We start from the raw sequence: 21962 nt of genomic DNA, 5'->3' as shown, positions 1-21962 counted from the left end.
TTATAATGCCCTGATCATAGGACGGACGACAAACCCGACCGGGTGCAGGGCGGAACAAGGGGCCGGCAGCCCCGAAGGAGTCCCAGGTTGAGCAGCGAAACGGCAGGGCCCTCGGCCCGGCGGATCTTCATCGACAAACAGAGCCCCAAGGCCCATTACGCGCTGATGCAGACGTCCGAAGCGGTTCGTGCGGTCGCTGCCGACGCAGGACTCGACCGTGCCGTCGTGGAACTGATCAACCTTCGCGTCTCGCAGATCAACGGCTGCGCCTACTGCCTCGACGTCCACACCAGGTCCGCCCTGCGTGGGGGAGAGACCCCGCAGCGGCTGGGGGTGCTGGCGGCCTGGCGGGACACCGAACTGTTCACGCCCGGGGAGCGTGCGGCACTCGCACTGGCTGAGGTGGTGACCGACCCTGCTGACATCGCCGCGCAGGAATCCGCCTACGACGCTGCCCGCCAGGCGCTCACCGACGACCAGGTCTCCGCGGTGATCTGGGTGGCGATCACCATCAACGCGTTCAACCGGGTCTCGATCATGAGCAAGCATCCGGTGCGGAACAAGCCCCAGCAGTGATCCGCCGCACCCGCCTCGGCCCGTTCCTGCTGCCCATGTCGCCAGCGCGTCTCGTCGCGGCATGGGGGGTGAGCGCGTGAGGATGGGGGAAACGAGCGGCACGACGTGCAGTCGAGGAGGATCGCATGCCTTTGGTGGGCGAGTACCAGCCGAGTCCGGAGACCTGGGTGCGTGAACAGGTCGAACTCTACGAGAGCTCCGGTGGCACAGAGGGGACGACGCTGCGCGGCAGGCCCGTGATCATTCTGACGACCCGCGGTGCGAAGAGCGGCAAGATCCGCAAGACGCCGCTGATGCGCGTGGAGGACGATGGACGCTATGCCGTGGTCGCCTCCTTGGGCGGTGCCCCCAAGCACCCGGTCTGGTACCACAACATCGTGGCCGATCCGAGGGTCGAGCTCCAGGACGGGACGCTGCGCCAGGACATGACCGCACGTGAGGTCATGGGTGAGGAGAAGGCCCAGTGGTGGTCTCGCGCGGTCGAGACATGGCCCGACTACGCGGAATACCAGAAGAAGACCGACAGGGAGATCCCGGTCTTCGTTCTGGAACCGGTGGCCGAGGGGCACTGAGCGGGCAGGGGGCGGTGTGTCACGTGAGTGAGTCTCGGCCCTGAACGATCGTGAGTCGTGAGTCGTGAGTCGCGGGACGCGGCGGTCCGGCGAACGGGCCGGTGGCCCGGATCGGCGCCCGGCTCCACGGCCAGGCGGATGCAGCGGGCGGGCCCGACCCGGTGACGGTCCCGGCCGGTCGCGGTCCCTGGCGGGGTGGCGGTGACCGGCGTTTTCATCACCCGTCCTGGGTGCGGAGATCCTCGAGACGCTCGAGGTCGTCGTGGACCGACTCCCGCTCCTCGGCCGTGAGCCGGACCGCAGCGGCCTCGGCCCTCGCCGACGTCGCGCTCTTCTCGTCGCCGAGGCGCCCGGCGACGTCCGCACGCAGCACCAGAAGGCGGAACAACTGCACGGGCGTGGGCCGCTCGTCCTCAAGGCGCAGCACCCTGTCGATGATCTTCGCAGCGCCCGCCGGGTCGTCCTTCGAGTCCGCAAAGAGGGACGCGTGGTCCAGGGCCCGGCCGAAGGTCTCCTTGGTGCCGGCCCGGGTCTCCGGGGTCCCGCTCGTCCTCTGCCCGACGCGGATGCAGTTGCCGCCCGGATCGGTCATGACGTGCCGGCCGCGCCGGTCCGGTGTCTCCAGGGACTGGACGATGCCGCCGTACGACAGGGCCTTCAGCCGGGTGCCGCCGTTCTCCAGCGTCCAGCGGTACACCCTGGTGCCGTCGGCGAGCCTGCCGAAGAGTTCCCTCGTCGGCTTCCTGGTGCCCGGAGTGTACGAGTGCGTGTGCGCCTGTGCCGTGCCCGCCGTCGCGGCGGCGATCGCGGCCGCCGCCGACGCGGCGAGAAGCGTGCGTCTGTGGTGCTCATACCCGTTCGACTCCTTTGACGGGGAGAGGGGTTACGAACCGACCTTGCGCTTGTTCCACACGTCGAAGCCGACCGCCGCCAGCAGCACCAGGCCCTTGATGACCTGCTGCCAGTCGGTGCCGATCCCGACAAGGTTCATGCCGTTGTTGAGCACGCCGAGCACGAGGCCGCCGATGATGGCGCCCAGTACCGTGCCGACGCCGCCGCTCATCGACGCTCCGCCGATGAACGAGGCGGCGATCGCCTCCAGTTCGAAGTTGATGCCGGCCTTGGGCGAGGCGGCGTTGAACCGGGCGGCGAACACCAGTCCTGCCAGCGCCGCGAGCATTCCCATGTTGAGGAAGACGGCGAAGGTGACCTTCTTGTCCTTGACGCCGGACAGTTTGGCGGCGGGCAGGTTGCCGCCGACCGCGTACACATGGCGCCCGATGACCGCGTTGCGCATCACATAGCCGAAGCCGACCAGCAGCGCGGCGAGGATCAGCAGCACCACCGGGGCGCCCTTGTAGCTGGCCAGCAGCAGCGTGAAGACCAGGACCGCGGCGATCAGCGCGCCCAGCTTCACGGCGAAGAGCCCGGCGGGCGGCACCTCCAGTGCGAACTCCTGCTGGCGCCGGCGGTCGCGCACCTCCTGCCACACGACGAAGACCATCAGGGCCAGGCCCAGCAGCAGTGTCAGATTGTGGTAGTTGGTGCTCGGCCCGACCTCCGGAAGGAAGCCGTTGGAGACGGTCTGCAGCCCGTCCGGAAAGGGCCCGATCGTCTGGCCCTTGAGGAAGATCTCGGTGAGACCGCGGAAGAGCAGCATTCCGGCGAGGGTCACGATGAACGACGGAATGCCGAGGTACGCGATGAAGAAGCCCTGCATCGCACCTGCTGCCGCCCCGAGCAGGAGCACCAGCACCACCGCCAGCGGCCACGCCATCCTGTGCTCGACCATCAGCACCGCCGCCACCGAACCGACGAACGCGGTGAGCGAGCCGACCGACAGGTCGATATGGCCCGAGATGATGACGATCATCATGCCGATCGCCAGGATGAGGATGTAGCTGTTCTGCAGGACCAGGTTGGAGACATTGCGCGGCAGCAGCAGATCGCCGCCGGTCCAGACCGCGAACAGGGCCACGATCAGGCCGAGGGCGATCAGCATGCCGTACTGCCGCGTATTGCCGCGCAGCCCGTCGAGGATCAGGCGGCCGACGCCGGGGCCCGGTCCCGGCCGGCTGCCGGCCGGGTCGGCCTCGGTCTCGGCCGTGAGATTGGCGCTCATGGGTGCTACCCCTTGTTCCTGTCGTTCTGGGAAACGTGAGAGACGGTGTCCTTGGTCATGTGCCGCATCAGCAACTCCTGGGTCGCCTCGGCGCGGGCCACCTCACCGGTGAGCCGGCCGGAGGCCATGGTGTAGACGCGGTCGCACATACCGAGCAGCTCGGGGAGTTCCGAGGAGATGAAGAGGACTGCCTTGCCCTGGGCGGCCAGCCGGTCGACGACCGTGTAGATCTCGTACTTGGCGCCCACGTCGATGCCGCGGGTCGGCTCGTCCAGAATCAGGACTTCGGGGCCCGCGAAGATCCACTTGCTGAGGACGACCTTCTGCTGGTTGCCGCCCGAGAGCTTGCCGACCGGCTCGAAGACGGTCGGAGCCTTGATGTTCATGGTCCGGCGGTAGCCCTCGGAGACCCTGCGCTCCTCGTGCTCGTCGACGATGCCGCGCCGGGCGACCTTGGACAGGGCGCTCAGCGAGACATTGCGGTTGATGGTGTCGATCAGATTGAGCCCGTAGTGCTTGCGGTCCTCCGTGACGTACGCGATCCCGTGTCCGACCGCCTCGGGAACGGTACGGGTACGGATCTCCACGCCGTCCTTGAGGACCGTGCCGCCCCCGTACCGCCCGTAGCTGCGCCCGAACACGCTCATCGCCAACTCGGTGCGGCCCGCCCCCATCAGGCCCGCGATGCCGACGATCTCCCCGCGCCGTACGTTCAGCGAGACTCCGTCGACGACCTTGCGGTGCTGGTCGATCGGGTGGTGCACGGTCCAGTCCCGGATCTCCAACGCCGGTGCCGCACCGGCCTCCGCCTGGTGCGGAGTGCGCTCGGGGAAGCGGTGGTCCAGGTCGCGGCCCACCATGCCGCGGATGATCCGCTCCTCGGTGGTCTCCGGGGCCTTCACATCGAGGGTCTCGATGGATCGGCCGTCCCGGATGATGGTCACCGAGTCCGCGATCCGGGCTATCTCGTTGAGCTTGTGCGAGATGATGATCGAGGTGATGCCCTGGCTCTTCAACTCCTCGATCAGGTCAAGGAGTTTGCCGCTGTCCTCGTCGTTGAGCGCGGCGGTCGGCTCGTCCAGGATCAGCAGCTTCACCTCCTTGGACAGCGCCTTGGCGATCTCCACCAGCTGCTGCTTGCCGACGCCGATGTCGGCGACCCGCGTCTGCGGATGCTCGTCCAGACCCACCCGCCGCATCAGCGCGGCGCCGTGCCGGAGCGTTTTGTGCCAGCTGATCACGCCCCGTGTGGCGTGCTCGTTGCCGAGGAAGATGTTCTCCGCGATGGAGAGATACGGCACCAGGGCGAGCTCCTGGTGGATGATCACGATGCCGCGCTTCTCGCTCGCCCCGATGTCCCTGAACCGGCACGGCTCACCCTGGAAGAGGATCTCCCCCTCGTAACTGCCGTGCGGATGGACGCCGCTGAGGACCTTCATCAGCGTCGACTTGCCGGCGCCGTTCTCCCCGCAGATGGCGTGGACCTCGCCCGCACGGACGGTCAGGGAGACGTCCGACAGCGCCTTGACGCCGGGAAAGGTCTTGATGATCGAACGCATTTCCAGGACGGGTCCCGCCATGGTCGTGCCTGCCAATCTCCTCGGAGTGCGGAAAGTCCCTGGCTAGTCGAGGTCGCTCGCCTTGATGTAGCCGGAGTCGACCAGCACGCTCTGGTAGTTGCTCTTGTCGACGTTCACCGGGTCCAGGAGGAAGGCCGGTACGACCTTCTTCTCGTTGTTGTACGTCTCGGTGTCATTGACCTCGGGCTTCTTGCCATCGAGCAGCGCATTGACCATCTGTGCCGCGACCTTGGCCAGCTCGCGGGTGTCCTTGTAGACGGTCTGGGTCTGCTCGCCCGCGATGATCGATTTCACCGAGGCCACCTCGGCGTCCTGCCCCGTGACGATGGGCAGCGGCTTTCTCGCGCTGCCGTAGTCGTCGGACTTCAGCGCCGACAGGATGCCGATGGAGATGCCGTCGTACGGGGAGAGGACCGCGTCCACCCGGTCCTTGGCGTACGAGGAAGTGAGCAGGTCGTCCATGCGCTTCTGGGCGGTGCCGCCGTCCCAGCGCAGGGTGGTCACCTGGTTGAGCCGGGTCTGGCCGGACTTGACGACCAGCTGCTTCTTGTCGATGTACGGCTGCAGAACGTTCATGGCGCCCTGGAAGAAGTAGCGGGTGTTGTTGTCGTCGTTCGAGCCGGCGAACAGCTCGATGTTGAAGGGGCCCTTGTTGCTGCCGTCCTTCAGGCCCAGCTTGTCGACGAGGTAGCCGCCCTGGAGCTCGCCGACCTTCTCGTTGTCGAAGGAGGCGTAGTAGTCGACGTTCGGCGAGCCGAGGATCAGACGGTCGTAGGAGATCACGGGGATCTTGGCGTCCGCCGCCTGCTGGAGGACATTGGCGAGTGCCCGGCCGTCGATGGCCGCGACCACCAGCGCGTCCACTCCCTGGGTGATCATGTTCTCGATCTGCGAGACCTGCTGGTCAGGGTCGTCCTCGCCGTACTGGAGCGTGGTCTTGTACCCGTACTTCTCCAGGCTGGTGACCATGTTCTTGCCGTCGGCGATCCAGCGCTCGGAGGACTTGGTGGGCATGGCGATGCCGACGTTGAGGTCCTTGGCGTCCTTCTCCTCCTTGCTGCCGCCCGCGCCGCTCTGACCGCATGCGGCGAGGGCGAGCGCGAGACAGGTCGCGAGGGCGGTGGCAGTGGCGGCTCTGCGGATAGGCATGATCATCAGTCCTTGTCGGTCTCGTGGGTGGTGTCCGGGAAGCGGTTCAGGGTGCCTGGCAGCCGGGATCCGAGCGGCGACATTCCGCCGTCCGCGCCGTGCCGGGCCAGTAGATCGAGGGCGAGCCGGCCGCGGCGCACCCGTTCACGGGCGGTCGCCAGGACGGTCTCGCGCAGATGCAGGCCGGACGGATAGATCGAGGGCGCCTTCGCCAGGCCGAACTTCAGATACAACGGGGCGCCGCGGCGGATCAGCTCGGCGACCTCGTACATCCGGACGTAGCCGCCCAGGTCGTCGGGTGCCTCGATGTACATGTCCATCGGCGCGGCACTGACCCGGCGGATCTCGGTGAGGTGGGCGAGCGGCAGGTCGCTCGGCACATTCACCGAGTCGGCACCCAGGCGCTCGTGGACGGCGTACGCGGCCGGGTTGACCGGGCCGATCAGGGCCGAGACCTTGAGCGTGGTGTCCGCCGGGATGATGCCCCGCCGCCGCGCCTGGTGCAGCGTCCACAGCACGCCCTCGTCCGCCACCAGGAGGCACTGCACGCCCAGTTCGGTGGCGCGGACGGCGTCCTCCACACAGCCGGCGACGGCGTCGTGGCCGCGGGCGCGCAGACCGCCGCCGCGCGAGTCGGTACGTACCGAGCCGCCGATGTCCCAGGTGCCGCGGGGGCCGGTGAACAGGCAGAGCTCGATGTCGTGTTCGGCCGCCGCGTCCACCATCTCGGCTATTTCGGCGTCGGTGAGCATCCAGATGCCGCTGCCCTGGCTGATGCGATGGACCGGCACATCGAGCCGCGTGGCTTCCTCGAGGACCGCGTCCAGCGCCTCCGGTCCCTCCACGGAGGGAACCTCGGTACGCCAGCTGCCCCCGTCGGGGAAGGAGTGCGGGGAGGCATCGGCGGGCGAGAGCGCGGGGGTGCCGAGGCCGAGGGAGGCGAGCGCGTGTTCCCCGGGGCGGCGGGGAGTGGAAGGGGGAACGTCGGGCACGGGCAGTCCTTCATGTTCGATATTTCGGATGCGGTTCGAGTCTTTGGAGGCGCGCCGGCGCGGGCGGTCACGCGCTCGTGCCGGCGCGCGGATCAGGGCCGCAGAAGTACCTTGCCGACCTTGGGATCGCCCGATCCCACCAGCTCGATCGCGTGTGGGAACGCGGTGAGCGGCAGCTCGTGGGTGACCAGTGGAGCGAGGTCGAGCAGGCCTGCCCCGAAGGCCCGTACCGCGTGGGACCAGGCGGCGGGTGGCGCGCCGAAGACGGTGTGCACGGTCAGGCGGCGGGTGACGAGCGATGCCGGATCAAGGCCGAGGGCTCCTGGCGCGGGGATGCCGGTCAGGACGACCCGGCCGCCACGCCGGGCGAACCTCACCGCGTCGCGGGCGGAGCCGGCCGCCCCGGCGGCCTCCACCACCAGATCGCACCCCCCGGCGACGTCGAAGCCGGCCAGCTCCTCCGGTTCGGTCACCGGAGTGGCCCCGAACTTCCCTGCAAGCTCGGCACGTTCACGCCTCGGCTCCACCACGTACAGCTCGGCGGGGGACGAGGCGGCCAGCAGCTGGACGGCGATCAGCCCAAGGGTGCCTGCGCCGATCACCGCGACGCGCTCACCCGGCCGCGGTCGCGCCACGAGCGCAGCGGCCGCCACGCACGCAGCGGGCTCCAGCAGGGCAGCGGCCGTCAGATCGGCGTCATCCCGAAGCGCGTGCAGCAGTCGTGCCGGAAGCGTCAGTGTCGGCGCCATCGCGCCCGGCCGGGTGAACCCGGTCTCCTCGTATCCGGCCGTGCACAGCGTGGTCTCCCCGTCGTGGCACCGGTCGCACACCTGGCAGTTGCGGAAGCCCTCCCCGACCACCTTCCTGCCGACGAGTTCCGGCGGCACCCCGGCGCCGACCGCGGTGACGGTGCCGGACCACTCGTGGCCGGGGGTGACCGGGTAACGCACGTACCCCTCGGGCCGGTTGCCCTGGTACATCTCGCGGTCGCTGCCGCAGATGCCGCTCGCGTGCACGCGGACGAGAGCCTCCCCCGGTCCGGGCGGGGCCGGCTCGTGAGGGACGAGCCGGTGCTGTCCCGGTGCGTCGAGTACGACGGCGTGCCCCGCTCCGCTCGGCGCGCCCGTCATCTGCCGCCGCCTCGCGACGGATTGCGCTGCTCCCAGCCGTCGGCCCACAGGTCGAAGCGGGCCTGCTGCTGCGGGAACTCCGCCGCGGCGTCCGTGTCGAGCTCGACGCCGAGGCCCGGTGCGTCCGACAGGTGGAAATAGCCGTCCACCACCTGCGGAGCTCCCTTCACCACCTTCTTGATCTCCGCGTCCGCGAAGTCGTTGAAGTGCTCGAGGATCTTGAAGTTCGGGGTGCTGAACCCCACTTGGAGCGAGGCGGCGGTGAGTACCGGGCCGCCGACATTGTGGGGGGCGACCAGCATGTAGTGGGTCTCCGCGGTCGCGGCCAGCTTCCGCGTCTCCCAGATACCGCCGAGGTGGCCCACGTCCGGCTGGATGATGTCGGCGGCCTGGCTCTCGAACAGCTCGCGGAACTCGACCCGGTCATGGATGCGTTCACCCGTCGCCACCGGGATGTCCACCTTCGCGGCGACCTTCTCCAGCGCCTTGAGGTTCTCCGGCGGTACCGGCTCCTCCAGCCAGGCCGGACGGAACGGCGCCAGCTCCCCGGCCAGCCGGATGGCCGTCGCGGGCGAGAACCGGCCGTGCATCTCCAGCATCAGCTCGGCGTCCGGCCCGATGGCGTCCCGTACCGCCTCGATCAGAGAGATCGCATACAGAGTGTCCTGGTGCGACAGCTCGAAATGCCCCGTGCCGAACGGATCGATCTTCAGTGCCAGGTATCCATGCTCGATCACCGCGCGGGCTGCCCTGTGGTACGCCTCCGGGGTCCGCTCGGTCGTGTACCAGCCGTTGGCGTAGGCCTTGACCTTGTCGGTCACCTTGCCGCCGAGCAGCTGCCAGACCGGCACCCCGAGCGCCTTGCCCTTGATGTCCCAGCAGGCCGTCTCGATCACCGCGATGCCCGACATGACGATCTCGCCGGCCCGCCCGTAGTCGCCGTACTTCATGCGGCGTACGAGGTCCTCCACCGCGAACGGGTCGGAGCCGGCGATGTGGTTGGCCTCGGCCTCACGGAGGTAGCCGATCAGCGCGTCGGTGCGGCCGAGCATGCGGGTCTCGCCGACACCTGTGAGTCCCTCGTCGGTGTGCACGAGCACATAGGTGAGATTGCGCCAGGGGGTCCCGACGACGTGAGTACTGATTCCCGTGATGCGCACGGCAGTTGCCCCTAGAATCTGTTCGGTATTTCGTCACGCGTTCGAAATGTAGGCGTGACCGTAAGCGGCTGTTCCGGGAGGTGTCAATGGTCCGCGCGGCCATTGCCCGGTGAAGTGAGCTGTGGATAGCCTGTGTTCGCCATACCGGCCAATGGCCGGAGTTTCGAACATCAAGAGCGATGAGGGTGGTGGACGGCCATGGGACGCCTCGTTCCCGCGGTGAGCCGGGCGCTGGACATACTCGAGCTGTTCCTGTCGAGCGACGGAACACTCTCCGCACCGGAGGTCATCCGCAAGCTCCAACTCCCGCGCACCACCGTGCACGAGCTGCTCACCACACTGGCGGCGCGCAACTACCTGATGCCCGTCCCCGAACAGCCCGGCCGCTACCGCCTCGGCGTCCGCATCTACCAGCTCGGCAGCCGGTACGCGGAACAGCTCGACCTCGCCGCCGAGGGCCGGCAGGTGGCCCGCGAGGTCGCCGAGACCTGCGACGAGACCGTCCATGTCGCGCTCCTCGAGGACACCGACGTCATCTACATCGCCAAGGTGGACTCCACCCATGCGGTCCGTATGGTCTCGGCCGCCGGCCGCAGACTCCCCGCGCACTGCACCGCCGTCGGGAAGATGCTGCTCGCCTCCCTGCCCCCGGCCGAGCTCGACAGCCGCATCGAGGGGCGCGAACTGGTCGCGATGACTCCCGGGAGCATCACCGATCCCGACGCACTGCGCGTGGTCCTCGACGCGATCCGCGAGCGGGGCATCGCCACCGAACACCAGGAGTCCAACCCCGACGTCAGCTGTGTCGCCGCACCTGTACGCGACAGTGCTGGGCGGGTCGTCGCCGCGCTCTCCGTCTCCGTCCCCATGATCCGGTGGAGCGAGGAGCGCGAGACCGAGCTCGCCGAGCTGGCCGCGAAGGGTGCCGCCGACCTCTCCGTACGGCTCGGCCACCGGGCCACCCGATGAAGGCCGAGATCGCAGTCCACGAGCACGCCGAACTGGGCGAGGGCCCCACCTGGGACCCGGCCGCCCAGCGGCTGATCTGGGTGGACATCCTCGGCTCGCGCGTCCACACCTACGCCCCGGAGAGCGGCCACCGCGCAGTCATGGCCACCGAGCAGCACGTCGGTGCGGCGAAGCCGCTGGCCGGCGGCGGGCTGGTGGTGAATCTGAGGGACGGCATCGGCCGGTACGACAAGGACGGGGCGTTCTCGTGGCTGCTGCACGACCCCGTACCGGGCCGCCGCGGCAACGACGCGGCCGTCGCTCCCGACGGCGCGCTGTGGGCGGGCACCATGCGCTACGACGAGGCGCCCGGCGGCGGCAACCTGATCCGCCTTGCCCCCGACGGGACCGCCGTTGAGATGCTCCCCGAGGTGACGGTCAGCAACGGCATCGGCTGGAGCCCGGACGGCACGCTCATGTACTACATAGACAGCCCCACCCGCCGGATCGACGTCTGCCCGACCGGAGCCGAACTCGCCACCCACCGGCGACCGTTTGCGGCCGTCGAGCCCGCCGCCGGAGTCCCGGACGGACTCACGGTCGACGCGGCCGGCTGTGTCTGGGTCGCCCTCTGGGGCGGCGCCCAGATCCGCCGGTACACCCCGCGCGGTGACCTGGACCGCACCGTCGAACTCCCCGTGCGGCGCCCCACGGCCTGCGTCTTCGGCGGCCCCGGCCTCCGTGACCTCTACATCACCACGGCCCGCACCGGCCTGACCCGCCCGCACCCGCTCTCCGGCTCCGTGCTGGTGCTGCGGGACGCGGGCGAGGGGCTGCCCGGCGCTCCCTTCGGGGGGTGACCGCGCGTCGTACACAGGTCCACCTGCTGACCACGCACCGCGCGCCGCACCGCTATTCCGCGCCCACCAGCTTCGGCGACGGCCGCAGGTTCAGTCGCCCCATCGCCTCCTGCACATCCTGCGGCCACAGCCACAGCCGGTAGACCGGCGGCACCTCGACATAGCCCTCCGGGCCGTGCAGCACGCAGTTGCGCATGTCGACGCAGTACCGGCTTCGCCACGCGAACAGTTCACGCGGGGCGAGCGGGCGGCCCTCCACCTTCTTCTTCGTGATGTCGTGGAGCTTCTCGACCGCGCGGTACTCGTACGCCAGCAGCGTCTCGTCCGACGCCCAGATGCCCCGGCCCTCCGCCACCGCCTGGTCGGCCTCGGCCAGCAGCAGGGGCAGATCCAGCTCACCGGGGATCGACGGGTAGATGACGAAGGGCGCCGCCCAGCCCGCCTTCACCAGGTCGAGGTTGAAGGTCGAGCGCTCCGCCCTCGGCATCGTCGTGCGTTCCTTCGCCGAGTAGTTGGGAGCGATGTACGCCAGCAGACGGTGGTTGTCGTCGAAGGGGGCGTCGGCCGTATGGATGTAGAGATTCCTGGGCCGGCCGTTCGGGCGGGCCAGCCGCCGGGCGATGTTGGCCTTGGAGAATTCGGACGCCTGCGTGCCCTGCTGGAAATGCAGGCTCGCTGCCCGGCCCGTCTCCAGCTTGGGGAGGAGGAAGTCCGCGAGGCCGGGGGAGATCGGGGCGTCGCCCCGACGGATCCACTCCGCGAGTTGCAAGAACTCCGCGTCGATTACTGCCGCCCGTTCCGCTGAACCGGCCGTCACTTCGGGGGTGTCGACGGAGAGCATGCGGATCGGCATCCGGATGTTCGGGGTGTCGCCGTCGTGGACGTCCTCCAGAGCGCGAGAACCCAGCGACGGCATGGTGGCACCGGCGGGTGACCACAGGATCTGTACGGGATCGATCACGATCGACTCCTCGGGCGGCCACGGAAGGGGCCGCCTCGCCAGGATTGCGCCGACTTCACGGGCCCGCAAGCGGATTCGCGGCAGATGTGCCGGCGGGGACGCCCGTGCTCACGGTGATCCGGCCGGCGACAGCGGGCGCCTGTGAGCAGGGCACGACGGACGACACACCGCGCCCGGCGGGGCAGCGTCAGCGGTCCACCGGCAGACCGCGCGACTCCTTGATCCGCTTCATGATGATCTGTGAGTTGACCTCGGTGACGCCGGACAGCGCGGTCAGCTTCTCGATCCACAGCCGCTCGTAGGCATGCAGATCCGCCACCGCGATACGCAGCAGGCATCCCGGACTGCCGAAGAGCCGGTGAGCCTCGATGACGTCGGGGATGTCCTGGAGGGCGGCCTCGAACGCCTCGACCACGCCACGGTCGCGCTTGACCTCGATGGAGACGAGGACTTCGAAGCTCCGGCCGACCGCCTCGGGGTCGATGATCGCCCGATAGCCCTGGATCACCCCGTCCTGCTCCAGTTGCCGGACGCGGCGCATGCACGGCGAGGGGGTGAGGCCCACTCGCTGGGCCAGTTCCTGGTTGCTCAGCCGTCCATCGTTCTGAAGCTCACGCAAGATTTCCCTGTCGATCTCATCCACCGCGCAATTATCCACCAAGATCTCGGCCACGGATGCGGAATTTGGCGATCAAATTGCGACGAATGACCCATATCATTGCCATCGACTGCTCCGGCCACCCCCGGATCAGCCATGGGGCGCAGCCCGGCCGGGGCCACGAGCGAGGCCGGGGCGCGTGCCCGGTCGGATTCGCCGCCTCACCTGCGGCACGGACGAGGAGTGGGCACTGTGGGACGGATCGTCGTCATCAGCACCGGTGGAACGATAGCCAGCCGCTGGCAGGGTTCGGGTTTCGCCGCCGACGCGCACGGCCGGGAAGTCATGGCGACCGCCGCGGTGCCCGAAGGCGTCACCATCGAGGTCGTCGACCTCTTCAGCGTGAACAGCCCCCGCCTCACCACCGCGCACCAGCTCACCCTGCTGCGCACGGTGCACGAGGTGCTCGACGATCCCGGTGTGAACGGCATCGTCGTCACCCATGGCACCGACACCCTGGAGGAGTCGGCGTTCCTGGTCGACCTCCACCACGACGACCCCCGCCCGGTGGTCTTCACCGGCGCCCAGCTTCCCCTCGACGCGGCCGACGGCGACGGACCGGGGAACCTCCACGACGCGCTGCTGACCGCCGCCACGACGCGGGGTCTCGGCGTGGTGGTCGCCTTCGACGGCAAGGTGCACCCGGCCCGCGGCACCGTCAAGACGCAGACGCTCGCCCGCGACGCCTTCGGTGACCCGTCCGGCGCCCCTGTCGGGAACGTCGGTTTCGGACGCGTCTCCGTGCTGCGGCGTCCACGGCGGCCCGCCGCGCTCGCGCTGCCCGGCATGCCCGGCACCCCGCCCCGCGTCGACATGGTGATGCACCATGCCGACGCCGACCCGCTGCTGCTGAACGCGGCCGTGGACGCCGGGGCGCAGGGACTCGTCCTCGTGGCAACCGGCGCGGGCAACGCGACCCCCGAGATGGTCCAGGCGGTCGCCTCTGCAGGCGCACGCGGTGTGCTCGTCGCCCTGACCACCCGGGTCCAGGCCGGACCTGTCGCCGAGCTCTACACCCATGGCGGCGCGGTCGACCTCGTGGCCGCGGGCGCCGTGCCGTCCGGCACGTTGCGCGCCGGCCAGGCCCGGATCGCCGTGCTCGCCGCGCTGCTCGCTTCCACCGATCCGAGGGAGCGGGAGCGGGTGCTGCGGCACGCGCTCGGCGAGGCCGTGTCCGCCGACGCCGACCCGGCGGTCCAGCTCGTCCAGACGTAAGGCCTCGTCCAGACGCCAGGCTTCGTCGGATACGCGACCGCCTGTGCCGGTGTCTCGTTCCGGCCGGCGCTTCTCGCATCCTCGCAGGTGGGGTTGACGAACCGACGGGCCGTCAGCACCATGACGCCAGGCCGGCCCGATGGCGCAAATGGGTCGAATCTGTGGCATTGGCGACGACCGTGACGGCGCGGTCAGGCAGATCACCGGACCAGACGGGCGGCCACCTGGCCCCCAGGGGCCGCGGCGCCTGGTTCCTCGTGCTTCCCGCTCTCTTCCCGATCCTCGTCCTGAGCTTTCTGCGCGACTGCGAGAGCGACCGACGTCCTGTCGCGTCGCACGAGGTTGTACGAGACGTATCGTCTCGTTTATTGTGGCGGTGTGACCACTTCCCCGCGCGCCCACATCGCCATGTTCTCGATCGCCGCCCACGGGCACGTGAACCCGAGCCTCGAGGTGATCCGGGAGCTTGTTGCCCGCGGGCACCGCGTCAGCTACGCGATCCCGCCGTCCTTCGCCGAGAAGATCGCCGCCACCGGCGCCGAGCCGGTGCTCTACACCTCCACGCTCCCGACCGAAGACGAGCCGGAGGCATGGGGAACGGAGTTGATCGACAACATCGAGCCGTTCCTGCGCGACGCGATCCAGGCGCTGCCGCAGCTGGCCGAGGCGTTCGCCGGCGACGAGCCCGATCTCGTCCTCCACGACATCACCTCGTACGCGGCGCGTGTGCTCGCCCACCGCTGGGGCGTGCCCGCCGTCTCGCTCTCGCCGAACCTCGTCGCCTGGGACGGATACGAGGAGGAGGTCGGCGAGCCGATGACGGCCGAACTCAGGGCGACCGAGCGCGGCAGGGCGTACTACGCCCGCTTCGAGTCGTGGCTTGCCGAGAACGGCATCGGCACCCACCCCGACCCGTTCGTCGGGCGCCCTCGCCGGTCCATCGTCCTCATCCCCAGGGTGCTGCAGCCGAACGCCGACCGGGTCGACGAGTTCGTGCACTCCTTCGTCGGCGCCTGCCAGGGCGATCGCCGGGAGCAGGCCACCTGGACCCGGCCGGCGGGCGCGGAGAAGGTGCTGCTCGTGTCGCTGGGCTCGGCGTTCACCAAGCAGCCGGGCTTCTACCGGGAGTGCGTGAAGGCCTTCGGCGACCTGCCCGGGTGGCATGTGGCGCTGCAGATCGGCAAGTTCGTCGATCCGGCCGAACTCGGCGAGATCCCCGCGAACATCGAGGTCCGCGGCTGGGTTCCGCAGCTGGCGATCCTCAGGGAGGCGGACGCCTTCATCACCCACGCGGGCGCCGGCGGCAGCCAGGAGGGCCTGGCCACCGCGACACCGATGGTCGCCGTCCCGCAGGCGGTGGACCAGTTCGGCAACGCGGACATGCTCGCGTCCCTGGGGGTGGCCCGCCACGTCCCGATGGAGGAGGCCACCGCGGACACCCTGCGCGAGGCGGTACTCGACCTGGTCGACGACCCGGAGGTCGCCCGCCGCCTGCACGAGATCAAGCTCTCCATGGCGGGCGAGGGCGGCACCAAGCGCGCGGCGGACCTGGTGGAGGCCGAACTGCCCACGGCTCGCGACTGATTCGCACGCGCTGCTGCCCGGCCGGGCCGGCGTCCGCCGACCGGGCCGCCCTGCCGGACTGCGTCCGTCTGTGTCCGTCCGCGTCCGAACGTGCACGACGCCCCCGTGCCTGACGCGACCGGCGGATCGTCGCTCGTATGGTGACGGCGTGATCGTTCGCGCGGCCGGAAGGGGCGGGGGAGACCGGGGAATGACAGACGGGGCAGTGCGGCTCGGCTATCCGGCCGCTGCCGCGGTGTTCGCCATCGGCATGGCCGGGACGACCCTGCCCACTCCGCTGTACGCGCTCTACCAGCAGCAGATCGGCTTCTCGGAGCTGATGGTGACGGTCGTCTTCGCCGTGTACGCGGTCGCCGTCATCACCGCCCTTCTGGTGGCAGGGAACTACTCCGACGCGGTCGGTCGCAAGCCCGTCCTGCTCGCGGCGATGGGCTTCTCCGCCGCGAGCGCGTGCTGCTTCCTCCTGGAGAGCGGCCTGCCCCTGCTCTTCGCCGGCCGGCTGCTGTCGGGTTTCGCCGCAGGGCTGCTGAGCGGCGCGGCGACGGCCGCCGTCATCGAACTGGCCGGACCCGGCAAGAAGGCGCGTGCCGGATTCGCCGCGACCGCCGCCAACATGGGCGGCCTGGGCTGCGGGCCTCTGCTGTCCGGACTGCTCGCGCAGTACGCGCCCTGGCCGCTGATGCTGGCGTTCTGGGTCCACCTGGGCCTGGTGGCCGTGGCCTCCGTGATCACCTGGCTGCTGCCCGAGACCGTCGAGAACCCTGAGCGATGGCCGCCGCTGACGCCACAAGGCGTATCCGTGCCGCCCGAGGTGAAGGGCGTGTTCGTGCCCTCGTCCGTGGCGGCGTTCGCCGGCTTCGCCCTGCTGGGTCTCTTCACGGCGGTGGCACCGACCTTCGCCGCGACGACCCTGGGCGTCCACAATCTCGCCGTCTCCGGCGCCGTCGTCTTCTCCGTTTTCCTCGCCTCGACGATCGGACAGTCGCTGACCCAGAAGGTCGGTGCGCGCCGTGCGCTCCCCGTCGGCTGCGGCGTTCTGGTCGTGGGGCTCATGCTGGTGGCCTCGTCGCTGATCACCCAGTCGCTGGCCCTGCTCGTCCTGGGCGCACTGTTCGGCGGAACGGGGCAGGGCCTCGCCTTCCGCGCCGCGCTCAGCCTGGTCGGCGGTGCCGCGCCGGCGCTGCACCGGGGCGGGACCATCTCGGCGTTCTTCGTCGTCGCCTACACCGGTATCTCCCTGCCGGTGGTCGGTGTCGGCGCCATGGCCATGTGGCTCGGGCTGCGCGGGGCGGGGCTGGTCTTCGCCGGCTGTGTGATGGTGGTGGCCGCCTGCGCGGGCACGTATGCGGCACTTCGCCCGCCCACCGGTCAGTGAGCGGGCACGGCCCACCGGACCGGCGGGCTGTGTGATGGTGGTGGCCGCCTGCGCGGGCGCGTATGCGGCACTTCGCCCGCCCACCGGTCAGTGCGCGGGCACGGCCCACCGGACCGGCGGCCCGCCCTCCCGCACGGCTGCGGGCCTGGACGCGGCGGCGGCTCGGGCCCCCGTAGGGTGACGCCGTGACTGCGAACACGGGTTTGAGCGGCGGGCACCTGTTGTACGGGTGCATGGGACTCGGCGGGGCCTGGGAACCCGGCCCCTACGGGGCAGCGGACATTGCCGCGGCCGAGGCGGCGATCGCCGCCGCCCTGGATGCCGGCATCACCACGTTCGACCACGCCGACATCTACCGCCACGGCAAGGCCGAGGCGGTGTTCGGCGAGATCCTCGCCCGCACACCGGGGCTGCGCGAGCGCATCGTGCTGCAGACCAAGTGCGGCATCCGCCTCTCCGACGGAGAGCGCCCCGGCATCTACGACTTGCGCGGGCGCACGATCGCACACCGGGTGGAGGAGAGCCTGACCCGGCTGGGTACCGACGTCCTCGATGTGCTGCTCCTGCACAGGCCGGACCCGCTGGCCGACCCCGACGACGTCGCCGAGACGTTGACGTCCCTGCACCGGCAGGGCCTGGTGCGGCGGTTCGGCGTCTCGAACATGTCGGGCGAGCAGATCGCGCCGCTGCTGGCGCGCCTGGACGTGCCACTGGTCGCCAACCAGCTGGAGATGAGTCTCCAGCGCCGCGACTGGCTCGAAGCAGGTGTCCTCGTGAACACTCCCGCGGCGGCGGCCAACGGTTTCCCGCTGGGCACGCTCGAATACTGCCGCGCGAACGGCATCGAACTCCAGGCGTGGGGCGCGTTGGCTCAGGGCCGCTTCACCGGCCGCCAGGAGACGCCGCAGGAGCGTGCCACCGCACAGCTGATCGCGACACTGGCCGAGAAGAAGGGCACTACTCCGGAGACGATCCTGCTGTGGTGGCTGCAGCGCCACCCCGCCCGCATGGCCCCGGTCATAGGCACCGTCCAGCCCGATCGCATCCGCGCCTGCCGTGACGCGGCGCAGCGGGAGCCGGACCTCACCCACGAGGAGTGGTACGACCTCTGGCTGACGGCACGGGGTGTGCCCCTGCCCTGAGTCGCGACCACCGCACGGCGGCGCGGGCGCAGGGTGTGCACAGCGCGGGCGCGGCAGGTGGGGCGGGTGGGACGGAGCGGGAGAGAAGGGTCGGTCGAGTGGCCGATCGCCCGTCCCACGGGGCACTGCCACCCCGGGAATGTAATGAGCAATAGCTCGGTTACACCTGTCGAATCCGGTGGAGGCGGACCGCCCGGCTGATCCACCCGGTTCTCCGGTGAAAGGGGAAAGTGATGGCACGTAACGACCTTCGCCCCGTCGTGACGCTCCGGTCGACGGCAGGAACCGGTCACACCTACGTGACCCGCAAGAACCGGCTGAGCGACCCCGACCGGCTCGTGCTGCGCAAGTACGACCCGGTGGCGGGGGAGCACGTCCTGTTCCGCGAACAGCGCTGAGGGTCTGCGACCCGCATCAGGGCCGGCCGACCGATCCGGGCCTCAGGTCCGGGAAGGCCGCAAGGCACCAGCCGTCAAGGCGTCAAGGAAGGACACCCACCGTGAAGCCTCGTATCCACCCCGTCTCCCGCACCGTCGTCTTCCGTGACCGTGCCGCGGACGTCGCGTTCCTGACGCGGTCGACCGCCGGGTCCGACAGGACGATCGACTGGCAGGACGGAAACACCTACCCGGTGATCGACGTCGAGATCTCATCGGCGAGCCACCCCTACTACACGGGGACCTCCCGCGTGGTGGACACCGCCGGTCGTGTCGAGCGCTTCGAGCGCCGTTACGGCGTGGCGGACGCGGCCCAGGGCTGAACCACAGGGGTGGTCGACCGGCAGGGCCGTTCTCGTGCGCCGGGCGTCACGCCGCCCGGCGGGCGAGGAAAGGAGGAGCGATGAAGGTGCGCAAGTCGCTGCGTGCGCTGAAGGCCAGGCCTGGTGCCCAGGTCGTGCGGCGCAGGGGGACGACGTTCGTCCTCAACAAGAAGGAGCCGCGCTTCAAGGCCCGTCAGGGGTGACGGCGCGGACGGGGGACGGCCCGGCCACCGCGGAGACCGCGGTGGCCGGGCCTCTCTCATGCGGTCCGCCCGAGGTCGTGGCGGACGGCTCGTCGTCGCGGCTCGCCGGGCGGCTCGTCGCCCCGGATCACCGGTCCCGGAAGCCCTCGTCGGCTCCCTCGTCGGGCTTTCCGGCCGAGGCCCCCCGCACCCCGTCCGGAGACCCGGCGAGGATGTCGAGCAGCGAGGCGATCTCGCGGTCGGCCTCTGCGGGATGGCGGAACTTGCCGCCCGTGATCACCTGGTACTTGTTCCGGCGCCCTTCGCGTGTGTGCGTGAGGTAACCCGCCTCTTCGAGATCGGCAACCAGGGCCTGCACGGTTCTTTCGGTCAACTGGAGCATCGAGGCGAGATCACGGATCCGGACCCAGGGATCGCGCGCGATGGCCGAGAGCACACGGGTGTGGTTGGTCAAGAAGGTCCATGTGCTGCGTCGCGGGATGGGCGAATCCATAAGGGGATCGTACGGCGATCGATACAGGCTTTTCAAAGCCCGAATCGGATTTCATGCATCTCTTGACGTGTCTTTGGTGTCGTACGAACATGGGAGCAGGTTTGCTCCAGCGGACGGATTGCTCAGGAGTGAGGGGGTCCGCTCATGACCTCTCGTTCTCGCGGCCGGGCCACGCCCCGGCAGGACGGCGCACGACTCAGCGTGACCGTCAGTTCCGACGGTCGGGACCGATCGCTCGCCGTCGTCGCCGGTGAGATGGACATGGGCGGCGCCGCCGAGCTGCGCCGGACTCTCGCCGCGGCCCTCACATGCGGGAAAGGGCTGGACCTCGACCTCGCGGGCGTCTCCCTCTGCGACTCGGCGGGACTGGACGTTCTCATGGAGATCCGTGCCCTGGGGCATGCCTCGGGACGGACCGTGGCCGTGGTGAATGCCGGCCGTGAGATCCGCCGACTCATGGAGACGACCGGCACCACGGCGCTCCTCGGCCGCGGTTCCGACGGTGTGCCACCGCGTGCCCAAGACGCGCAGAGCCGAGCGTCGTCGCTGGCCGCAGATGTCTGCCGGGCTCTTGTCGCCGTCGGTCTTCCCGCCTCTTTCCAGCACACCGGGGCCGCGACGGGGCTGACGGTTCGGGCGCGCCCCCATGGAGTCGTCGTCGCCTGGCAGGCACCGGCGGAACTGCTCGCGCCGAGCGTCCGCGCGCACGGTGACGGGCGCGGTCACGGGCGCGACGGGACCGGCGGGCATGCGGGGATCGACAGGGCTCTCCATGCCGCGGTCCTCGCCACCCTCGCGCATGCCGGTTTCACGACGGAGGACCCACCGCAGAGCACGGAAGGCCCCCCTCTGGTCAAGGAAATCTTCGTGACCGGACGGCAGGAGGGTTCCACCCACCGCCCACCCCCAGGTGAAGGCGTTCCCGACCCCTGCGACAGGTAACTGCGGGGGTGTTGACCGTCTTTGCCGTCCGGCACCGACATCCGGCGTACGACGGTGGTCGCGCCCTGGACCGCTCCGCGACCACCGTCCTCCACCGGCGTCGGCGCGGACCGCCCCGCCGACGGCATCACACGGTCAGTGCTTGGTCATCTTCCGGATCTGGTCGGCTGCCTTCTCCGCCATCTCGTGTGCCTTGCCGCGCAGCATGTCGCCCCGGCCCTCCCGCACCGTGTGCTTGTCGCCCGTGGCCTTGCCGAAGGTCTCCTTCATCTTGCCCTTCAGCTGTGTCGTTTTCGACTTGCCTTTGCTCATCGGGAATCGCTGTCCTCTCGGTATCGGCGAGGTGCCAAGGGCTCAGAGATGCTCCGGCACCTCAGTTCATCGTGCACCCACCCGTGGGCGCCGTAAACCGGTGCATATCGGGCAGCGGTCCGGGTACTCCACGGATGCCGGAAGTCCCCTCACGTGAAAGGCGACCGACATGATCGACAGGACGCACGAAAAGGCAGGGAGCGCAGCGAGGCTGCGGGTCGTGGTCGTAGGCGCGACCGGCAACGTCGGGACGAGCGTGGTGCAGACCCTTTCCGGCCATCCGGGAATCGGGGCGATCCTCGGCATCGCCCGCCGGATCCCCGAATGGCAGCCCGACAGAACGACCTGGGCGGCCGCCGACATCGACCCCGGCCGCGCGGACCTCGTCCACCACTTCACCGGAGCGGACGCCGTCGTCCATCTGGCCTGGAAGTTCCAGCCCACCCACGACCCGGTGACGACGTGGCGCACGAATGTGCTGGGCGGCATCCGAGTATTCGAATCAGCGGCAGAGGCCGGGGTACCGGTGTTGATCCACGCATCGTCGGTCGCCGCGTATTCTCCGGGGCCCAAGGAATCCCCGGTCGACGAGTCCTGGCCGACCCACGGCTGGCCGCAGGCGGCCTACTGCCGCGAGAAGGCCTATGTGGAGCGGTATCTGGACGCGTTCGAACAGACTCATCCGGCCGTGCGGGTCGTCCGCATGCGACCGGCTTTCCTCTTCAAACGGGAGTCCGCGTCCCAGCAGCGCCGCATCTTCGCCGGCCCCCTCCTGCCCCTGCACCTGATCAGGCCGGGGACGCTCCCCGCGGTCCCCGATCTGCCGGGTCTGAAATTCCAGGCCCTGCACACCGACGACGCTGCTGCCGCGTACTGCGAGGCCGTCGTGCGGCCGGTCCGCGGCGCGTTCAACCTCGCTGCCGACCCGCCCCTGGACGCCGCTCGGCTCGCCGGGATCCTGGAGGCCCGCCAACTGCGGATTCCCGTGTCACCGGTACGGGCCGCGCTCTCGGCGGCCTGGCGGTTGCGGCTGGTGTCCGCCTCACCCGGTCTGTTCGACGCCCTACTGCGTCTCCCGCTGATGGACAGCTCCCGGGCCCGGGCCGAGCTCGACTGGGAGCCGCGGTACACCGCCGTGGAGGCGATCCAGGAGTTCCTCGAAGGACTGCGCGCACGCGCAGGCATGGACACCGCGCCGCTCGCGCCGGGCGCACGGATTGTCGGCTGA

At 69.8% G+C, this 21962-nt stretch carries 23 protein-coding genes and 1 pseudogene; 13 read left to right on the top strand and 11 right to left on the bottom strand.

Features of this window, described 5'->3' with window-relative positions; genetic code table 11:
* The first annotated feature begins 87 nt into the window (after positions 1–87).
* Both ABT078_RS07815 and ABT078_RS07810 read left to right on the top strand, forming a co-directional pair.
* Positions 88–576 carry a carboxymuconolactone decarboxylase family protein gene (locus ABT078_RS07815; protein ID WP_351224943.1) on the top strand — a complete coding sequence of 163 codons (489 nt, stop codon included), beginning with the start codon at positions 88–90 and terminating at the stop codon, positions 574–576.
* 125 nt (positions 577–701) lie between these two features.
* A complete protein-coding gene (locus tag ABT078_RS07810) occupies positions 702–1148 on the top strand; it encodes a nitroreductase family deazaflavin-dependent oxidoreductase (RefSeq protein ID WP_351224941.1) in 447 nt (148 codons plus the stop codon).
* A gap of 217 nt (positions 1149–1365) precedes the next feature.
* Here ABT078_RS07810 and ABT078_RS07805 read toward each other — a convergent pair.
* The 7 genes and pseudogenes from ABT078_RS07805 to ABT078_RS07770 form a co-directional block, all read right to left on the bottom strand.
* Positions 1366–1743: pseudogene (locus ABT078_RS07805) on the bottom strand (DUF8817 family protein); the annotation flags it as partial.
* Between the two features lie 288 nt (positions 1744–2031).
* Entirely contained in the window at positions 2032–3270 is a 1239-nt protein-coding gene (mmsB, locus tag ABT078_RS07795) for a multiple monosaccharide ABC transporter permease (RefSeq protein ID WP_351224939.1), read from the bottom strand.
* Positions 3271–3275: 5 nt separating this feature from the next.
* Positions 3276–4850 carry a multiple monosaccharide ABC transporter ATP-binding protein gene (gene mmsA, locus ABT078_RS07790; protein ID WP_351224937.1) on the bottom strand — a complete coding sequence of 525 codons (1575 nt, stop codon included), beginning with the start codon at positions 4848–4850 and terminating at the stop codon, positions 3276–3278.
* 42 nt (positions 4851–4892) lie between these two features.
* Positions 4893–5999, bottom strand: a complete 1107-nt coding sequence (gene chvE, locus ABT078_RS07785; protein WP_351224935.1) for a multiple monosaccharide ABC transporter substrate-binding protein — start codon at positions 5997–5999, stop codon at positions 4893–4895.
* A gap of 5 nt (positions 6000–6004) precedes the next feature.
* Positions 6005–6991 carry a hypothetical protein gene (locus tag ABT078_RS07780; RefSeq protein WP_351224933.1) on the bottom strand — a complete coding sequence of 329 codons (987 nt, stop codon included), beginning with the start codon at positions 6989–6991 and terminating at the stop codon, positions 6005–6007.
* Between the two features lie 92 nt (positions 6992–7083).
* Entirely contained in the window at positions 7084–8121 is a 1038-nt protein-coding gene (locus ABT078_RS07775) for a zinc-dependent alcohol dehydrogenase (RefSeq protein WP_351224931.1), read from the bottom strand.
* On the bottom strand, positions 8118–9281 hold the full coding sequence (locus ABT078_RS07770) for a mandelate racemase/muconate lactonizing enzyme family protein (protein WP_351224929.1): 1164 nt from the start codon (positions 9279–9281) through the stop codon (positions 8118–8120). The genes ABT078_RS07775 and ABT078_RS07770 overlap by 4 nt, the downstream gene beginning before the upstream one ends.
* Before the next feature lie 198 nt (positions 9282–9479).
* Here ABT078_RS07770 and ABT078_RS07765 point away from each other — a divergent pair, with 198 nt between their 5' ends.
* Together ABT078_RS07765 and ABT078_RS07760 are read left to right on the top strand one after the other, a co-directional pair.
* The gene (locus ABT078_RS07765) at positions 9480–10250 is read left to right on the top strand and encodes an IclR family transcriptional regulator (RefSeq protein WP_351224927.1); all 771 of its coding nucleotides are present in this window, start codon (positions 9480–9482) and stop codon (positions 10248–10250) included.
* On the top strand, positions 10247–11089 hold the full coding sequence (locus ABT078_RS07760; protein ID WP_351224925.1) for an SMP-30/gluconolactonase/LRE family protein: 843 nt from the start codon (positions 10247–10249) through the stop codon (positions 11087–11089). Before ABT078_RS07765 ends, ABT078_RS07760 begins: the two co-directional genes overlap by 4 nt.
* Before the next feature lie 52 nt (positions 11090–11141).
* Here ABT078_RS07760 and ABT078_RS07755 read toward each other — a convergent pair whose 3' ends face one another.
* Complete coding sequence (locus tag ABT078_RS07755) at positions 11142–12050, bottom strand: thermonuclease family protein (protein WP_351224923.1); 909 nt, start codon at positions 12048–12050, stop codon at positions 11142–11144.
* A gap of 187 nt (positions 12051–12237) precedes the next feature.
* Positions 12238–12693 carry an Lrp/AsnC family transcriptional regulator gene (locus ABT078_RS07750; protein WP_351224921.1) on the bottom strand — a complete coding sequence of 152 codons (456 nt, stop codon included), beginning with the start codon at positions 12691–12693 and terminating at the stop codon, positions 12238–12240.
* A gap of 207 nt (positions 12694–12900) precedes the next feature.
* Between ABT078_RS07750 and ABT078_RS07745 the strand changes: the two genes are divergently transcribed.
* The 7 genes from ABT078_RS07745 (at position 12901) to ykgO (ending at position 18987) form a co-directional block, all read left to right on the top strand.
* On the top strand, positions 12901–13923 hold the full coding sequence (locus ABT078_RS07745; protein ID WP_351224919.1) for an asparaginase: 1023 nt from the start codon (positions 12901–12903) through the stop codon (positions 13921–13923).
* 324 nt (positions 13924–14247) lie between these two features.
* Positions 14248–15507, top strand: a complete 1260-nt coding sequence (mgt, locus tag ABT078_RS07740) for a macrolide-inactivating glycosyltransferase (protein ID WP_502981174.1) — start codon at positions 14248–14250, stop codon at positions 15505–15507.
* 190 nt (positions 15508–15697) lie between these two features.
* On the top strand, positions 15698–16882 hold the full coding sequence (locus tag ABT078_RS07735; RefSeq protein ID WP_351224915.1) for an MFS transporter: 1185 nt from the start codon (positions 15698–15700) through the stop codon (positions 16880–16882).
* A gap of 185 nt (positions 16883–17067) precedes the next feature.
* The gene (locus ABT078_RS07730) at positions 17068–18024 is read left to right on the top strand and encodes an aldo/keto reductase (RefSeq protein ID WP_351224913.1); all 957 of its coding nucleotides are present in this window, start codon (positions 17068–17070) and stop codon (positions 18022–18024) included.
* 233 nt (positions 18025–18257) lie between these two features.
* The gene (gene rpmG / locus ABT078_RS07725) at positions 18258–18422 is read left to right on the top strand and encodes a 50S ribosomal protein L33 (RefSeq protein ID WP_351224911.1); all 165 of its coding nucleotides are present in this window, start codon (positions 18258–18260) and stop codon (positions 18420–18422) included.
* 101 nt (positions 18423–18523) lie between these two features.
* Entirely contained in the window at positions 18524–18784 is a 261-nt protein-coding gene (locus ABT078_RS07720; protein ID WP_351224909.1) for a type B 50S ribosomal protein L31, read from the top strand.
* Between the two features lie 80 nt (positions 18785–18864).
* The gene (ykgO, locus tag ABT078_RS07715) at positions 18865–18987 is read left to right on the top strand and encodes a type B 50S ribosomal protein L36 (RefSeq protein ID WP_336554702.1); all 123 of its coding nucleotides are present in this window, start codon (positions 18865–18867) and stop codon (positions 18985–18987) included.
* A gap of 127 nt (positions 18988–19114) precedes the next feature.
* On the opposite strand, the gene ABT078_RS07710 is transcribed toward ykgO, so the two are convergent.
* On the bottom strand, positions 19115–19480 hold the full coding sequence (locus tag ABT078_RS07710; RefSeq protein ID WP_351224907.1) for a helix-turn-helix transcriptional regulator: 366 nt from the start codon (positions 19478–19480) through the stop codon (positions 19115–19117).
* Between the two features lie 144 nt (positions 19481–19624).
* On the opposite strand from ABT078_RS07710, the gene ABT078_RS07705 reads away from it, so the two are divergent.
* On the top strand, positions 19625–20422 hold the full coding sequence (locus tag ABT078_RS07705; RefSeq protein ID WP_351224905.1) for an STAS domain-containing protein: 798 nt from the start codon (positions 19625–19627) through the stop codon (positions 20420–20422).
* A 135-nt stretch (positions 20423–20557) separates the two neighbouring features.
* Here ABT078_RS07705 and ABT078_RS07700 read toward each other — a convergent pair whose 3' ends face one another.
* The gene (locus ABT078_RS07700) at positions 20558–20734 is read right to left on the bottom strand and encodes a CsbD family protein (protein ID WP_351224903.1); all 177 of its coding nucleotides are present in this window, start codon (positions 20732–20734) and stop codon (positions 20558–20560) included.
* A 169-nt stretch (positions 20735–20903) separates the two neighbouring features.
* On the opposite strand from ABT078_RS07700, the gene ABT078_RS07695 reads away from it, so the two are divergent.
* On the top strand, positions 20904–21962 hold the full coding sequence (locus ABT078_RS07695; RefSeq protein WP_351224901.1) for an NAD-dependent epimerase/dehydratase family protein: 1059 nt from the start codon (positions 20904–20906) through the stop codon (positions 21960–21962).

This window comes from Streptomyces sp. NPDC002133 (genome assembly GCF_040296405.1).
Classification (GTDB): domain Bacteria; phylum Actinomycetota; class Actinomycetes; order Streptomycetales; family Streptomycetaceae; genus Streptomyces.
The sequence above is the reverse complement of the archived record's forward strand: the minus strand, read 5'-3'. Positions and strand labels throughout refer to the sequence as shown.

What these genes read in the sequence shown, in the direction of transcription:
- ABT078_RS07810 (WP_351224941.1), top strand. Translation starts at nt 702, where the DNA reads ATGCCTTTGGTGGGCGAGTACCAGCCGAGTCCGGAGACCTGGGTGCGT.
- mmsB (WP_351224939.1), bottom strand. Translation starts at nt 3,270, where the DNA reads ATGAGCGCCAATCTCACGGCCGAGACCGAGGCCGACCCGGCCGGCAGC.
- mmsA (WP_351224937.1), bottom strand. Translation starts at nt 4,850, where the DNA reads ATGGCGGGACCCGTCCTGGAAATGCGTTCGATCATCAAGACCTTTCCC.
- chvE (WP_351224935.1), bottom strand. Translation starts at nt 5,999, where the DNA reads ATGCCTATCCGCAGAGCCGCCACTGCCACCGCCCTCGCGACCTGTCTC.
- ABT078_RS07775 (WP_351224931.1), bottom strand. Translation starts at nt 8,121, where the DNA reads ATGACGGGCGCGCCGAGCGGAGCGGGGCACGCCGTCGTACTCGACGCA.
- ABT078_RS07765 (WP_351224927.1), top strand. Translation starts at nt 9,480, where the DNA reads ATGGGACGCCTCGTTCCCGCGGTGAGCCGGGCGCTGGACATACTCGAG.
- ABT078_RS07760 (WP_351224925.1), top strand. Translation starts at nt 10,247, where the DNA reads ATGAAGGCCGAGATCGCAGTCCACGAGCACGCCGAACTGGGCGAGGGC.
- ABT078_RS07735 (WP_351224915.1), top strand. Translation starts at nt 15,698, where the DNA reads ATGACAGACGGGGCAGTGCGGCTCGGCTATCCGGCCGCTGCCGCGGTG.
- rpmG (WP_351224911.1), top strand. Translation starts at nt 18,258, where the DNA reads ATGGCACGTAACGACCTTCGCCCCGTCGTGACGCTCCGGTCGACGGCA.
- ykgO (WP_336554702.1), top strand. Translation starts at nt 18,865, where the DNA reads ATGAAGGTGCGCAAGTCGCTGCGTGCGCTGAAGGCCAGGCCTGGTGCC.
- ABT078_RS07710 (WP_351224907.1), bottom strand. Translation starts at nt 19,480, where the DNA reads ATGGATTCGCCCATCCCGCGACGCAGCACATGGACCTTCTTGACCAAC.
- ABT078_RS07705 (WP_351224905.1), top strand. Translation starts at nt 19,625, where the DNA reads ATGACCTCTCGTTCTCGCGGCCGGGCCACGCCCCGGCAGGACGGCGCA.
- ABT078_RS07700 (WP_351224903.1), bottom strand. Translation starts at nt 20,734, where the DNA reads ATGAGCAAAGGCAAGTCGAAAACGACACAGCTGAAGGGCAAGATGAAG.
- ABT078_RS07695 (WP_351224901.1), top strand. Translation starts at nt 20,904, where the DNA reads ATGATCGACAGGACGCACGAAAAGGCAGGGAGCGCAGCGAGGCTGCGG.